Annotated in this window: 11 protein-coding genes; 3 read left to right on the top strand and 8 right to left on the bottom strand. The window is 63.4% G+C overall.

What is annotated here, in order from left to right; translation table 11 throughout:
• The first annotated feature begins 211 nt into the window (after positions 1-211).
• Positions 212-1,186, top strand: coding sequence for a porphobilinogen synthase (gene hemB, locus GEV38_RS15870; protein ID WP_013972900.1), 975 nt, complete (start codon positions 212-214; stop codon positions 1,184-1,186).
• A gap of 159 nt (positions 1,187-1,345) precedes the next feature.
• A complete protein-coding gene (proP, locus tag GEV38_RS15865; RefSeq protein WP_015270626.1) occupies positions 1,346-2,848 on the top strand; it encodes a glycine betaine/L-proline transporter ProP in 1,503 nt (500 codons plus the stop codon).
• On the opposite strand, the gene GEV38_RS15860 is transcribed toward proP, so the two are convergent.
• The 5 genes from GEV38_RS15860 to GEV38_RS15840 form a co-directional block, all read right to left on the bottom strand.
• Positions 2,849-3,550 (bottom strand): YoaK family protein, encoded by a 702-nt coding sequence (locus tag GEV38_RS15860; protein ID WP_013972898.1) that lies wholly within the window; start codon positions 3,548-3,550, stop codon positions 2,849-2,851.
• A 10-nt stretch (positions 3,551-3,560) separates the two neighbouring features.
• Positions 3,561-4,187 carry a riboflavin synthase gene (locus GEV38_RS15855; RefSeq protein ID WP_015270625.1) on the bottom strand — a complete coding sequence of 209 codons (627 nt, stop codon included), beginning with the start codon at positions 4,185-4,187 and terminating at the stop codon, positions 3,561-3,563.
• Between the two features lie 156 nt (positions 4,188-4,343).
• The gene (gene treS, locus GEV38_RS15850; protein WP_173895877.1) at positions 4,344-6,410 is read right to left on the bottom strand and encodes a maltose alpha-D-glucosyltransferase; all 2,067 of its coding nucleotides are present in this window, start codon (positions 6,408-6,410) and stop codon (positions 4,344-4,346) included.
• A gap of 203 nt (positions 6,411-6,613) precedes the next feature.
• Positions 6,614-7,456 carry a TIGR03915 family putative DNA repair protein gene (locus tag GEV38_RS15845; protein ID WP_061304588.1) on the bottom strand — a complete coding sequence of 281 codons (843 nt, stop codon included), beginning with the start codon at positions 7,454-7,456 and terminating at the stop codon, positions 6,614-6,616.
• The gene (locus tag GEV38_RS15840; protein ID WP_013972894.1) at positions 7,447-8,667 is read right to left on the bottom strand and encodes a putative DNA modification/repair radical SAM protein; all 1,221 of its coding nucleotides are present in this window, start codon (positions 8,665-8,667) and stop codon (positions 7,447-7,449) included. Before GEV38_RS15840 ends, GEV38_RS15845 begins: the two co-directional genes overlap by 10 nt.
• A 144-nt stretch (positions 8,668-8,811) precedes the next feature.
• Between GEV38_RS15840 and mqo the strand changes: the two genes are divergently transcribed.
• The gene (gene mqo, locus GEV38_RS15835) at positions 8,812-10,389 is read left to right on the top strand and encodes a malate dehydrogenase (quinone) (protein WP_023660582.1); all 1,578 of its coding nucleotides are present in this window, start codon (positions 8,812-8,814) and stop codon (positions 10,387-10,389) included.
• Here the strand turns inward: mqo and GEV38_RS15830 are convergent.
• Genes GEV38_RS15830 through GEV38_RS15820 form a run of 3 tightly spaced genes read right to left on the bottom strand, consistent with a single transcriptional unit; the run spans position 10,379 to position 12,798 of the window.
• Positions 10,379-10,489 carry an NAD-dependent epimerase/dehydratase family protein gene (locus GEV38_RS15830; RefSeq protein ID WP_054573524.1) on the bottom strand — a complete coding sequence of 37 codons (111 nt, stop codon included), beginning with the start codon at positions 10,487-10,489 and terminating at the stop codon, positions 10,379-10,381. The genes mqo and GEV38_RS15830 overlap by 11 nt on opposite strands.
• The gene (locus GEV38_RS15825; RefSeq protein WP_054573523.1) at positions 10,477-11,814 is read right to left on the bottom strand and encodes a UDP-glucose/GDP-mannose dehydrogenase family protein; all 1,338 of its coding nucleotides are present in this window, start codon (positions 11,812-11,814) and stop codon (positions 10,477-10,479) included. Before GEV38_RS15825 ends, GEV38_RS15830 begins: the two co-directional genes overlap by 13 nt.
• 48 nt (positions 11,815-11,862) lie before the next feature.
• Positions 11,863-12,798, bottom strand: coding sequence for a LysR family transcriptional regulator (locus GEV38_RS15820; protein ID WP_054573563.1), 936 nt, complete (start codon positions 12,796-12,798; stop codon positions 11,863-11,865).
• Positions 12,799-12,877 lie beyond the last annotated feature (79 nt).

Here is a 12,877-nt window from a genome sequence, read left to right as displayed (position 1 = left end):
ACTCATCACCTTCGGCTTTAATGGCCCCTTCGCAGCACAAGGCTGCTCCTACAGGACCTGCGCATGCCTTGAAGGCAAGGCCAGGGCTTGCCAGCGATAGGGCCATTGCAGGCTTGTTGCTGTTGACGCAAGACAATATCTCGTCATCTGGCCTTTTCACTGGCGCGCGACAGGCATAAGGTATACGCCGTTCAAATTCCCTGGAGCTGTCATGTCCAACCAATTCCCGTCCGTTCGTCCACGCCGCCTGCGCCAGAACGAGTCCCTGCGCACGATCTTCCAGGAAACCGAGTTCCGCCTTGAAGACCTGATCCTGCCGATCTTCGTCGAAGAGGGCATCGATGACTTCGTGCCGATCACCAGCATGCCGGGCGTCAACCGCATCCCCGAGAAGCTGCTGGCCCAGGAAATCGAGCGCTATGCCCGCGCTGGTATCAAGTCGGTGATGACCTTTGGCGTTTCGCACAACCTGGACGCCGTCGGCAGCGACACCTGGAACGAAAACGGCCTGGTCGCGCGCATGTCACGCATCTGCAAGGACACCGTGCCGGAAATGGTGGTGATGTCCGACACCTGCTTCTGCGAATACACCAGCCATGGCCACTGCGGCGTGCTGCACGACCACGGCGTGGACAACGACGCCACCCTGGCCAACCTGGGCAAGCAGGCGGTCATCGCCGCTGCTGCCGGTGCCGACTTCATTGCCCCGTCGGCGGCGATGGACGGCCAGGTCCAGGCCATCCGCAGCGCGCTGGATGGTGCCGGCTTCCACGACACCGCGATCATGGCCTATTCCACCAAGTTCGCCTCGTCGCTGTATGGCCCGTTCCGTGAAGCCGGTGGTACCGCGCTGAAGGGCGACCGCAAGAGCTACCAGATGAACCCGATGAACCGCCGCGAAGCCGTGCGCGAGTCGCTGCTCGACGAGCAGGAAGGCGCCGATGTACTGATGGTCAAGCCGGCCGGTGCCTACCTCGACGTGATCGCCGATATCCGTGCCGCCTCGCGCCTGCCGCTGGCGGCGTACCAGGTGAGCGGCGAGTACGCGATGATCAAGTTCGGTGGCCTGGCTGGCGCCATCGATGAAGGCCGGGTGGTGCGTGAAAGCATTGGCGCGATCAAGCGTGCCGGTGCCGACCTGATCCTCACCTACTTCGCCATGGACCTGGCCCGCGAAGGCATCTGACCGCGAGCCGTTGCCCATGCAAGCCGCTGCCATCGCAGCGGCTTTTCTTTACCTGCGCCGCAACCGGTGAGGAAAAACACAAAAAAACCGTAAGCGCTGAATTATTTAGTGTCCCGTTGTATCTCATCCCTTAGAGCATTCATCGACAGGGATACGGACATGAAACCTCGCAAGAAAAGCATCCAGCCAATCGGCCTGAAGGACATCACCATCGTCGACGACGGCAAGATGCGCAAGGCAATCACCGCGGCGGCACTGGGCAATGCCATGGAGTGGTTCGACTTCGGCGTCTACGGCTTCGTCGCCTACGCCCTGGGCAAGGTTTTCTTCCCCAATGCCGACCCAAGCGTGCAGATGATCGCGGCGTTGGCCACGTTCTCGGTGCCGTTTCTGATCAGGCCTCTGGGCGGGCTGTTCTTCGGTGCCTTGGGCGACCGGTTCGGGCGGCAGAAAATCCTCGCTGCGACCATCGTGATCATGTCGCTCAGCACCTTTGCCATCGGCCTGATACCGTCCTATGCCAGCATCGGTATCTGGGCGCCGATCCTGTTGCTGCTGGCCAAGATGGCCCAGGGCTTCTCGGTGGGGGGCGAGTACACCGGCGCGTCGATCTTCGTCGCCGAATATGCCCCGGACCGAAAACGGGGGTTTCTCGGCAGTTGGCTGGACTTCGGCTCGATTGCCGGGTTCGTGCTGGGTGCCGGTGTGGTGGTGTTGATCTCTACGGTGCTGGGTGAGGACAAGTTCCTCGAATGGGGTTGGCGCCTGCCGTTCTTCCTCGCCTTGCCGCTGGGCATCATCGGCCTGTACCTGCGCCATGCCCTGGAGGAAACGCCGGCTTTCCAGCAGCATGTCGACAAACTGGAGCAGGGCGACCGCGAAGGCCTGGCGTCCGGGCCCAAGGTGTCCTTCAAGGAGGTCGCCACCCAACACTGGCGCAGCCTGGTGACCTGTATCGGTGTGGTAATCGCCACCAACGTCACCTACTACATGCTGCTCACGTACATGCCCAGCTACCTGTCGCACAACCTGCACTACAGCGAAGACCATGGCGTGCTGATCATCATCGCGATCATGGTCGGCATGCTGTTCGTGCAGCCGATGATCGGGCTGCTCAGCGACAAGTTCGGCCGCCGACCGTTCATCATCGTCGGCAGCGTCGGCCTGTTCGCGCTGGCTATTCCGGCATTCATGCTCATCAACAGCGGCGTACTGGGGGTGATCTTTGCCGGGCTGCTGATCATTGCCGTGCTGCTGAACTTCTTCATCGGCGTGATGGCCTCGACGCTACCGGCAATGTTCCCCACGCATATCCGCTACAGCGCCCTCGCCAGCGCCTTCAACATCTCGGTGCTGATCGCCGGCCTCACCCCGACCATCGCCGCCTGGCTGGTGGAGAGTACTGGCAACCTGTACATGCCGGCCTATTACCTGATGGTGATCGCCGCCGTGGGGCTGGTCACCGGCCTGACCATGAAGGAAACCGCCAACAAGCCGCTGCGCGGCGCGGCACCGGCAGCATCGGATATCGAGGAAGCGCGTGAGCTGCTGCAGGAGCACCACGACAACATCGAACAAAGGATAGAGGACATCGATGCGCAGATTGCCGAACTGGAGGCCAAGCGCAAGTTGCTGGTGCAGCAGCACCCGCGCATCGAGTGATCAGTGTGGCATGTAGCCACGCTGCCATGTTCGTGGAATGAACCGCGAGACCAGGGCCAGCACGCAGGCCAGCGAGCAGCTGCCGGCTAGCGCCTGCAGGCCCAGGTGGTGCTGCAGCCAGGCACCCAGCGCGGCGCCCAGCAGCATGCCGGCCCAAGGCACCAGTTGCACCCGCCAGCCATTGCGCCGCTCGCCCAGCAGCCAGCGCCCCAGCCCACGACCGAAGCGTGACAGGGCGCCGGTGACGTAGGTCAGGCCGATGGGCAGGCCGTTCACCTGTTCGACCACGGCGTTGATCATGCCCATGGCCAGTGTGGCGGCGAGCAGCGCGGGCAAGGTCGCTGCCAAGGGCCATGCGGCTGCAAAGCCCAGCAGGGCGGCGACCACCAGCAGCACCGGCCAGGCCCGACGACGGAACGCGCGCGCCAGCAGCACGCCCAGGGCGTTGCCGATGACGAAGCTCAGCACTGCAGCACTCAGGCGCAGCACCAGGGCCAGGTCCGCATCGCTGATGGCGACGGCCAGACGCGTGGTGTTGCCACTCATGAATGACACGAAGTCGCCCAGCGCCAGCAGGCCGATGGCATCGGTCATGCCGGCCAGTACGGACAGGCCGGCGACCAGGCCGAGGCCGACACGACCACGCAGAATCTGCAGGCGCAGCCGCTTGGCAGTGCGCGCGGGGAGGGTGTTGGGCAGCATCCTCGGGAACTCAGCGAGGCATTTCGCGGGCCAGGGTGCTCTTGATCGTGCGCTCCACCACATCGACCAGCACCATTGTCTGGTGGTCCACTTCGATGTTGAGCAGTTCGCCGGCCTTGTAGCTGGGGAAGGTGGTCTGGCGCAGGGTTTCCGGGATCAGGTTGATGGTGATCACGTTGTCCTCGGCATCGGCTACGGTCAGGCTGCAGCCGTTGACCCCGATGAAGCCGCGCGGGAACACGTACTTGCCCCATTCCGCTGGCATGCGGAACTTGATGAAGGCGCCGGTTTCCTTGATCGACAGCTCGACGATTTCGGCGGTGGTGGCGATGTGGCCGGCCATCAGGTGGCCGCCGACTTCGGCGTTCATCTTCGCCGAGCGTTCGATGTTGACGCCCTGGCCGGCCTTGAAGTTGCGCAGGTTGGTGCGCTCGAGGGTGGCGGTCATGGCGTCGAACCTGACCTGGGTGCCGTTGATTTCGGTGACCGACAGGCAGGTGCCTTCGACACTGACGCTGGCGCCGATCTTCAGCTCGTCGAGCAATTCCGGGGTGAGGTCTATGGTGAACTGGTTGTGGCCCGGGTAGGTGGTCACATCAAGCAGAGGGCGGACGGCCTGGACGATGCCGGTGTACATGGAGTTGCTCCTGGGCACGGAAAAGAAAACTTCCGAACGCTATGCCCGTGGAGCGGTAAAAGCAAGCCAGCCATTGGTCAGGATACTGGAAACCCACAGGAGTCGCGTGGCTGCCGTTCAGAGCTTCACCGGCGAAGGCAATGGGGCAAATCCAACTCAGACATGCCCACTGCTGTTGACGATCCGCAGGCACAGCGCCTCATACGGGTCCAGGTTCACCATCAGCCGCCCATCCTCGGTCAAATCCCCTTCGACCGTTTCATTGATCATGTCCACCACCGGCCCCGGCGTGAACCCGGTCAGTTGCAGCTCCTCGGCAATCACTTCCTGGCCAAAGTTCAGCGCAGTGATCTGGATGCCACGCCCGGCCGGCAGCTCATGCACCATCACCAGCAAGCCGGGGCTGCTGACTTCGGGCACCAGCACCTGGCGGCTGGTGGCAATGCCATAGGCCTGGCGCACCGCCAGCAGCTTCTTCACCTTGCAGGCAAACGAATCGCCGTTCTCCAGCTGGCTGTCCAGGCTGCCATACAGCGCCCGGGCTCGGGGCATGCCACGCACAGACGTCTGGGCCTGCGGCTCCAGCCCGGTCAGGTCGTAGCCGCCGCGGTGAATCCAGCGGGTATCGCCATCCAGCATCCGCTGGGCGACCGCTTCGGCTGGCAAGGGCAGGGCGCCTACCAGGTCCCAGCCGGACAGCGCCACCACACCCGGCTGCATGGCGTTGTACATGACCAGCAGCAGGTGCACCTTCTGGATCAGCTCGATTTCTGCCACCCCGATCTGCCCAAGGTCGCGGATACCCAGCGCGGCAGCGATCAGGCTGGCCGTGGTACAGGCTATGCCATTGGTGACGAAGCGCAGGTTGTATGGTGCATGCTCGCCCGACAGCCGTTCGTAGATCTCTTCGCGGATGTGCTCGCGCAGGATGCCGCCGGGCAAGGTCTGGCCTTTGTACAGGTACATGTCGTGGGCATGCAGGGTCCAGAAATGCACCAGCTCCACGGTCAGCTCGTCGTGGTTCTGCAAGGCATGGATCAGCGAGGCCGGGTCGATGCCGAAAGCATGCATCTCCTTGAGCATCAGGCGCAGGAACTCGGTGTCGCCAGTCAGCAGCGCATGCTGGTAGGCCGGCCGGGTAATGAAATCGTAGGACAGGTCGGCACCGCCCCTGGACATCTGCGCGATGTCGTCGAGGGTCAGGTTCAGTTCCTGGAAGCTGAAACCGCCGGCCTTGCGGATCATGCCGCCGATCAGTTGGTTGCCGACGATCGACAGCGGGTGGCTTTCCGACCAGGCAGTGCCGCTGGCGCGGGTCTCCACACCGAGAAAACCGTTGGCATCCAGGCGCAGGCCACGTGCACCCAGGCAGTCCAGGGCGTGCAGGGCATCGCCAATGATCATCTGCTGGGCGGCGAAGGTCGGGTCCAGCCAGTTCAGCGATGGCTGGCCTTCCTTGAAGTAGTGCAGGTACACCCAGCGCCGGGTCTTGCCATCTACACCGGTCACCGGCGGCGTGGCGCTCCAGTCGGTTTCCTTCACACCTGGTTCGAAGAAGATAACCCGTTGCAGCTGGCCGACGATGTAATGGCGGGCCTTGAGCTCGTCGCACTGGGCCGGCAGCAGGTTGACCGCGTCGCGCCCGGCAGGCACTTCGGGCAGCAGCGGCCAGTCTTCCTCGCGGATTTCGACCATGTGGTACAGCCCCGGATAGGGACCGTAGGCCAGCTCGGCCAGGCGAAAGTCGGCGCCCTTGCCCGTGTGCGAGGGGATCAGGTCGTCGATGGTCACGGCGTTGTGCGCGGCGGCCATGCGGCTCATCTGGATCAGCTCCTGCTCGCTGCCGTACAGCGGATCGATGTCGAAACTGATGCGGTCGAAGTTGCCGTCCACGCTGGGGGTGAGTTCACGGCCACGAATGCCGCCGGATAACTTGATCGGGCCGGTGTGCAGGCCCTGAATGCCGATCTCCGACAAACGCTTCCACAGCGCCTCGTGGCCCAAGGCGCCAAGCACCGAACAACCTTCGGGGGCGATGATGGCATCGGGGTAGACGGTCAGCCAGACCGAAGCGATTTCAGTGGCGCGGCGGGGCTGCGCTTCGGCGTAGGGCTGTTGCCACAGGCGCGACTGGCCCGAGTACAGGTGGGTGCGTTGCTGGGAGGCCTTGAGCATGGCGCGGTCTTCGAGCCATTTGACGTATGACGGGTCGGGTTGGGTCATTTCGCGTCCTCTTTGCGTGTCGGCAGCGGCTCAGGTTATGACGGCTGTGGCGGCTGATCGTTCGGCTTGAGATTGCTTTTGGCTGTTTCGCGGGCGCGCCCGCTCCCGCCGGATCTCTATACACTTCGAGAACTGTGCAATACCTGTGGGAGCGGGCATGCCCGCGAAGAAACTGCCACTGATCAAGGTTTGCGAATACGCAACTACCGTATGGGCCTGCTGATTTGTTTGCCAGCCTGAGAGGCGACCTCCAGTGCTTGGCCGTCCCGTTGCTTGCCTTGCCGAGCCAGGCCTTCGAGCTGCGGAATCAGCATGCCCTCCGGCAAATGGCGCCAGAACCGCCCGGGCATGTGCAAGCGCAAGGCGTCGGGGTTGAGGCGGGCGGGGTTGAAGGTATGACGATAGTAGGTGCGCCATAATTCGGCACCAGGGTCTTCGGCGTTGCGGGCCCATTGGCGCCAGGGTTCGGGGCACTGTCGCTGGTAGTCGAATGCCTGGCCGTCGAAGCGTATGCCGTCGTGCGCCGTGGCAATCATCCAGCGCAAACGCCCCAGGCGGTCGGCGAAATGCGCACTGGCGCTTTCCAGAATGTCATGCGCCGGCTCGTGATAGGCCACCAGGTCGAGTTGCAGCTGTTCAGCCAATACTTCGGGTAGTGGCACGAAGCGCACAAACGCATGCAGGTGGTGCGCTTCGCGATTGACCTGCTTGATCCGTCTATGCAGCTCACTGCCCAATCGGTCACCCGGCAGCATTGCAGTGCGGTCGCCATGGGCCACCCGCCACAGTACCTCGTAAAGCAGGTTCCAGCGGTGCTCGCCACGGTAGCGGGCCGCCTGTTCCAGCTGGCCGAGCAGCGCCGCAGGCACTTTGGCGCGAAAGGGACCGGAGCCTTCCGGCAGCGCTGTCGGTACGGCCAGCAAATCAGCCACCGGCCCTTGCGCCCAGGTGACCTCCGACGGGTCGATGCCATGCCCCAACAACACCCGGGCCTGGTCACGCCAGGTGGCGAACAGGCCGTCGCAATCGAGCGCGATCATCCCCACAAACCCATCTGCACCGGGGCCTGCGGCTCACGCAAGCGCGCCCTCAGCAGGCCGCTGCGCAGTTCGGCCTGGGGCGGGCGGTAGTCGCTGGTGACAATGAATGGCCGCGCCTTGTCCAGCACGCAGCGCAACTGGATCAGGTCATCGTACCGAATGCGCCGTTCGCGTCGCAGGGCTACCAGGCGCTGCACGCTGCGCAGGCCGATGCCGGGGATGCGCGCCAGTAGCGCCGGCTCGGCACGGTTCACATCCAGCGGGAACACGTCGCGGTTGGCCAGCGCCCAGGCCAGCTTGGGGTCGATGTCCAGTGCCAGGTTGCCGCTCTGGCCCAGCAGCTCGCCGGCCTTGTAGCCATAGCCACGCAACAGGAAGTCAGCCTGGTACAGACGGTGCTCGCGCAGCAGCGGTGGTGCGGCCAGGGGGACGCTGCCGGGGCTGTCAGGGATGGGGCTGAAGGCGGAGTAGTACACACGCTTGAGGCCGTAGCCTTGGTACAGCGATTCGGCATTGCGCAGCAGTGTGCTGTCGTCGGTGCTGTCGGCCCCGACGATCACCTGGGTGCTTTGCCCGGCCGGGGTAAAGCGCGGCGCCTTGGGTTCGTGGGCCACAGCTTGCTGGCCCTGGTGGATCACGCCCATGGCCTGGCGAATCGTGTGCGCCTGTTTTTCCGGTGCCAGGCGTTTCAGGCTGGCGTCGGTCGGCAGCTCGATGTTGACGCTGAGCCGGTCTGCCAGGCGCCCTGCCTCCTCGATCAGCAACGGGTCGGCATCGGGGATGGTCTTGAGGTGGATGTAGCCACGGAAGTCGTGCTCTTCGCGCAACAGCCGCGCCACACGGACCAGCTGCTCCATGGTGTAGTCCGCCGAACGGATGATGCCGGAGCTGAGGAACAGGCCGCTTATGCAGTTGCGCCGGTAGAAGTCCAGGGTCAGCCGGACCACTTCCTCGGGGCTGAAGCGTGCGCGTGGCACGTTGCTGGATCGGCGGTTGACGCAGTACTGGCAGTCGTAGAGGCAAAAGTTGGTCAGCAGCACCTTGAGCAGCGATACGCAGCGCCCATCAGGGGTGTAGCTGTGACAGATGCCCATGCCATTGGTAGCACCCAGCCCATCAGCCCCGCGCGAGTTGCGTTTGGGCGCGCCGCTGCTGGCGCAGGATGCGTCGTACTTGGCAGCATCGGCAAGGATGCCGAGTTTGGCGATGAGTTGCATGGGTCTGACCTGTGATACTGAATATTCATACAGTATTTTGAGACGTGACGGATTGCAAGTGATTGTGCACTAGCCACGCCCGACCAAATCCGTCATCTAAGCTTGTGGCTGACTTACGGATAGCAACGAGGCAAGGGGGAGGTTATGAGGATCACCATCAAGCCGGTACTGGCGCTGACCGGGCTGGCCTTGGCATTCGGCATGCTCGATGCCCAGGCCGCGGAAACCAGAAGGGTCGATGTCATGCTGGTGGGCGGCGGCATCATGAGTTCAACCCTGGCCGTCTGGCTCAATGAGCTGGAGCCGGGTTGGTCGATGGAAATGGTCGAGCGCCTGGACAAGGTCGCCGAAGAAAGCTCCAACGGCTGGAACAACGCTGGTACCGGCCACTCGGCCCTGGCCGAACTGAACTACACCCCGGAGAAGGACGGCAAGGTCGATATCAGCAAGGCGGTGGAGATCAACGAGTCGTTCCAGGTCACCCGTCAGTTCCTCGCCTGGCAGGTCAAGCAGGGCGTGCTGAAGAACCCGCATTCCTTCATCAACACTACCCCGCACATGAGCTTCGTCTGGGGCGACGACAACATTCGCTTCCTGAAGAAGCGCTACGAGGCGCTGCAGGCCAGTCCGTTGTTCAAGCCCATGCAGTACTCCGAGGACCACGAGCAGATCCGCAAGTGGGTACCGTTGATGATGGAGGGCCGCGACCCCAACCAGAAACTGGCCGTGACCTGGACCCCGATCGGCACCGACGTCAACTTTGGCGAGATCACCCGGCAATACGTGGGCTATCTGCAGACCCGGCCGAACTTCGACCTCAAGCTGTCGACCGAAGTGCAGGCGATCACCCGCAACGACGACGGCTCCTGGCATGTCGAATACAAGAACCTCAAGGACGGCAGCAATGCGGCCACCGACGCCAGGTTCCTGTTCATCGGCGCAGGTGGTGCAGCGCTGCCACTGCTGCAGAAGTCGGGTATCGAGGAGGCCAAGGACTATGCCGGTTTCCCGGTCGGTGGTTCGTTCCTGGTCACCGACAACCCGGCCATCGCCCAGCGTCACATGGCCAAGGCCTACGGTATCGCCGCCACCGGCGCACCACCGATGTCGGTGCCGCACCTGGACACCCGTGTGCTCGATGGCAAGCGCATGATCCTGTTCGGGCCGTTCGCCACCTTCTCGACCAAGTTCCTCAAGCAGGGCTCGCTGCTTGACCTGTTCGCCAGCGCCAGTGTGCACAATGCCTGGCCGATGGTAAGGGTTGGGGTGCGCGAGTTCGACCTGGTGCAGTACCTGATCGGCCAGGTGCTGCAATCTGACGATGACCGTTTCGAAGCGTTGCGCACCTACTTCCCCGAGGCGAAGAAGGAGGACTGGCGGCTGTGGCAGGCGGGCCAGCGGGTGCAGATCATCAAGAAGGACGAAGCATTGGGTGGTGTGCTCAAGCTCGGCACTGAAGTGGTGACGTCCAAGGATGGCAGCATTGCAGGATTGCTGGGTGCTTCGCCTGGCGCCTCGACCGCGCCGCCGATCATGCTCGATGTGCTGAGCAAGGTGTTCAAGGACAAGATGGCATCGCCGCAGTGGCAGGCGAAGATCAGGCAGATCATCCCGTCCTACGGCATCCGCCTTAACGACCACCCGGACCAGGTGCAGAAGGAGTGGGCATACACCAACGAGGTGTTGCAACTGAATCCTCCCGAGGGCGCCGTTACGCCGTAGCAAAGTACCATGCGGCGACCACCTCGATGCCTGCTTCGCACAGGCGCCGTGCAATGTGGTCGCCGGTGAAGCCGGCCACGCCGGTAATCAGTTCGGGCATGCTGGCTGCACCTGGCCGCGACCGATGCCGTAGTAAGTCAGGCCGGCGGCGGCCATGTGCTCGGGTTCGAACAGGTTGCGCCCGTCGAACACCACCCGGTCGGCCAGTTGTTGCGGCACCTTGTCCAGGTTGAGCACGCGGTACTCCTGCCATTCGGTGACGATCACCAGGGCATCGGCGCCGCGCAGCGCGTCGTCCTTGCACGGTACCAGTTGCAGGTCGGCGCGGCAGCCATAGTGCCGCTGGATTTCCTCCATGGCCTGCGGGTCATGGGCCTGCACCCGCGCGCCGGCGGCCCAAAGCGCTTCCAGCAAGACTCGGCTGGAGGCCTCGCGAATGTCGTTGGTATTGGGCTTGAACGACAACCCCCACACGGCGAAGACCTTGCCTCGCAGGCCGCGTGGGTAGTGGCGTTGGATCTTGCCGAACAGCCGGTTCTTTTGCTGCTCGTTGACCGATTCCACCGCACGCAGCAACTGTGGTTCGAAGCCCTCGGCCTCGGCGCTGCGGCGCAGGGCTTGCAGGTCCTTGGGGAAGCATGAGCCGCCAAAGCCGCAGCCGGCATAGATGAAGTCGTAGCCGATGCGCGGGTCCGAGCCGATGCCGCGGCGCACCAGTTCGATGTCGGCGCCCAGATGCTCGGCCAGGTTGGCGATTTCGTTGATGAACGAGATCTTGGTCGCCAGCATGCAGTTGGCCGCGTACTTGGTCAGCTCGGCGCTGCGCGCGTCCATCACCATCAGTTTTTCGCGGTTGCGGCTGAACGGCAGGTACAGCTCGCGCAGCAGCTCTACTTCGGCGGGTTCCGCGCCACCGATGATGATGCGCTCCGGGCGCATGCAGTCATCGACCGCCGAGCCCTCCTTGAGGAACTCGGGGTTGCTGACGACGCGCAAGCGGCTGGTATCGGCCACGGCCTGGGCGATGCGCGCCTTGATGCGGTGCACCGTACCAACCGGCGCGGTGGATTTGTTGACGATCAACTTGGGGCCATCGGCATGTTCGAGGATGCTGTCGACCACGGCGAACACGTGCTTCAGGTCGGCGCTGCCATCGGCCTGAGGCGGGGTGCCGACGGCAATGAACTGCACCCTTGCGTAGTTGGCCGCTTCGCTGGCGTCGGTGGTGAAACGAAGGCGACCGCAGGCCAGGTTCTTCTCCAGCATCGGCGCAAGGCCGGGCTCGAAGATCGGGCAATGGCCTGCATTGAGGCTGGCGACCCGCTCGGCGTCGACATCCATGCACAACACCGAATGGCCCACCTGGGCCAGGCACACTGCCTGGGTGAGGCCGACATAGCCGGTACCGAAAACCGTGACCTTCATCTGACAGCTCCTTGGCGAGAAAGCTGAAAAAAAATGTCACATCGTTGTTTAGAAATTGTTACTCGCGCAGGCGGTTGCCTCTTGGGCGACGTTCCACAGCTGTTGGCGAAACCAGCGGCGCAAGGGGTCGGCGTGGGTGCGTTCGTGCCAGATCTGCATCACCTCGATCGCTGGCAATGTCAGCGGCAGCGGGTACATGAGCAGGTCGTCGTCACGTTCGACGGCTTCGGTGGCCAGCGAGCGCAGGCAGGTGAGCAGCAGATCGGTGCCGCGCAGCAGGCGCATGGGGGCCAGGAAACTCGACAGGCCAGCCACGACCCGCCGTTGCATGCCCTGGCTGCGCAAGGCGCGGTCGACCAGGCCATCGAGGTCGCCGGTGAGGGTGGTAAGCAGGTGGTCGCTGGCAAGGAAGGTATCGAGGTCCAGGCCGTTTTCCAGGCCTGGATGGCTGCGCGAGGCCAGCACTACCAAGGGTTCACTGAGCAGGCGCTGTTGGTGGAAGGTTTCCGGCAGGTCGGTGTAGAACCCGGCAACGGCCAGGTCACAGGTGCCTTTCTCCAGTTCTTCGCGAGGCAGCAGACCGCGGGTGTTGCAGGTGACCAGCGTCAGGTTCGGTGCCTGGCTACGCAGGATCGGCAGCAGCCTGGGCAACAGGGTCTGCTCCACATAATCGGTGCTGTACAGGTGCAGTCGGGCAGGGCGGGCGAGGAAGTCCTGCCCTTCGCAGCGCTCATAAAAACCTTCCAGGCCCACGACCAGGCGTTCTACCTCAGGCGCCAGTTCGTGGGCGCGTGGCGTCGGGGTCAGGCCCCTGGGCGCGCGCACGAACAGCGGGTCGCCAAACTGATGGCGCAGCTTGTTGAGTTTGTGGCTTAGGGCCGGCTGGCTCAGCGCCATGCGCTGGGCGGCGAAGGTGGCGTTGCGTTCCTGGTACAGCACATGGAACAGGTACAGCAGGTTGAAGTCCTTGCTGGAGATATTCATTTTCTGGATCACAGGCATGAGAGCTTTCGAATTATCGAATCATAGCCTTGCCGTTAGCATGAACGCATCCCCGCCAACA

The organism is Pseudomonas sp. 13159349, from assembly GCF_013305685.1.
Taxonomy (GTDB): Bacteria; Pseudomonadota; Gammaproteobacteria; order Pseudomonadales; family Pseudomonadaceae; genus Aquipseudomonas; species Aquipseudomonas asiatica.
This window is presented reverse-complemented; position numbering and strand designations above follow the sequence as displayed.

Excerpts from the sequence above, each read along its gene's own strand:
- proP (WP_015270626.1), top strand. The coding sequence starts at position 1,346 with ATGAAACCTCGCAAGAAAAGCATCCAGCCAATCGGCCTGAAGGACATC.
- GEV38_RS15860 (WP_013972898.1), bottom strand. The coding sequence starts at position 3,550 with ATGCTGCCCAACACCCTCCCCGCGCGCACTGCCAAGCGGCTGCGCCTG.
- GEV38_RS15840 (WP_013972894.1), bottom strand. The coding sequence starts at position 8,667 with ATGCAACTCATCGCCAAACTCGGCATCCTTGCCGATGCTGCCAAGTAC.
- GEV38_RS15830 (WP_054573524.1), bottom strand. The coding sequence starts at position 10,489 with ATGCCCGAACTGATTACCGGCGTGGCCGGCTTCACCGGCGACCACATT.
- GEV38_RS15855 (WP_015270625.1), bottom strand. The coding sequence starts at position 4,187 with ATGTACACCGGCATCGTCCAGGCCGTCCGCCCTCTGCTTGATGTGACC.
- hemB (WP_013972900.1), top strand. The coding sequence starts at position 212 with ATGTCCAACCAATTCCCGTCCGTTCGTCCACGCCGCCTGCGCCAGAAC.
- mqo (WP_023660582.1), top strand. The coding sequence starts at position 8,812 with ATGAGGATCACCATCAAGCCGGTACTGGCGCTGACCGGGCTGGCCTTG.
- GEV38_RS15825 (WP_054573523.1), bottom strand. The coding sequence starts at position 11,814 with ATGAAGGTCACGGTTTTCGGTACCGGCTATGTCGGCCTCACCCAGGCA.
- treS (WP_173895877.1), bottom strand. The coding sequence starts at position 6,410 with ATGACCCAACCCGACCCGTCATACGTCAAATGGCTCGAAGACCGCGCC.
- GEV38_RS15820 (WP_054573563.1), bottom strand. The coding sequence starts at position 12,798 with ATGAATATCTCCAGCAAGGACTTCAACCTGCTGTACCTGTTCCATGTG.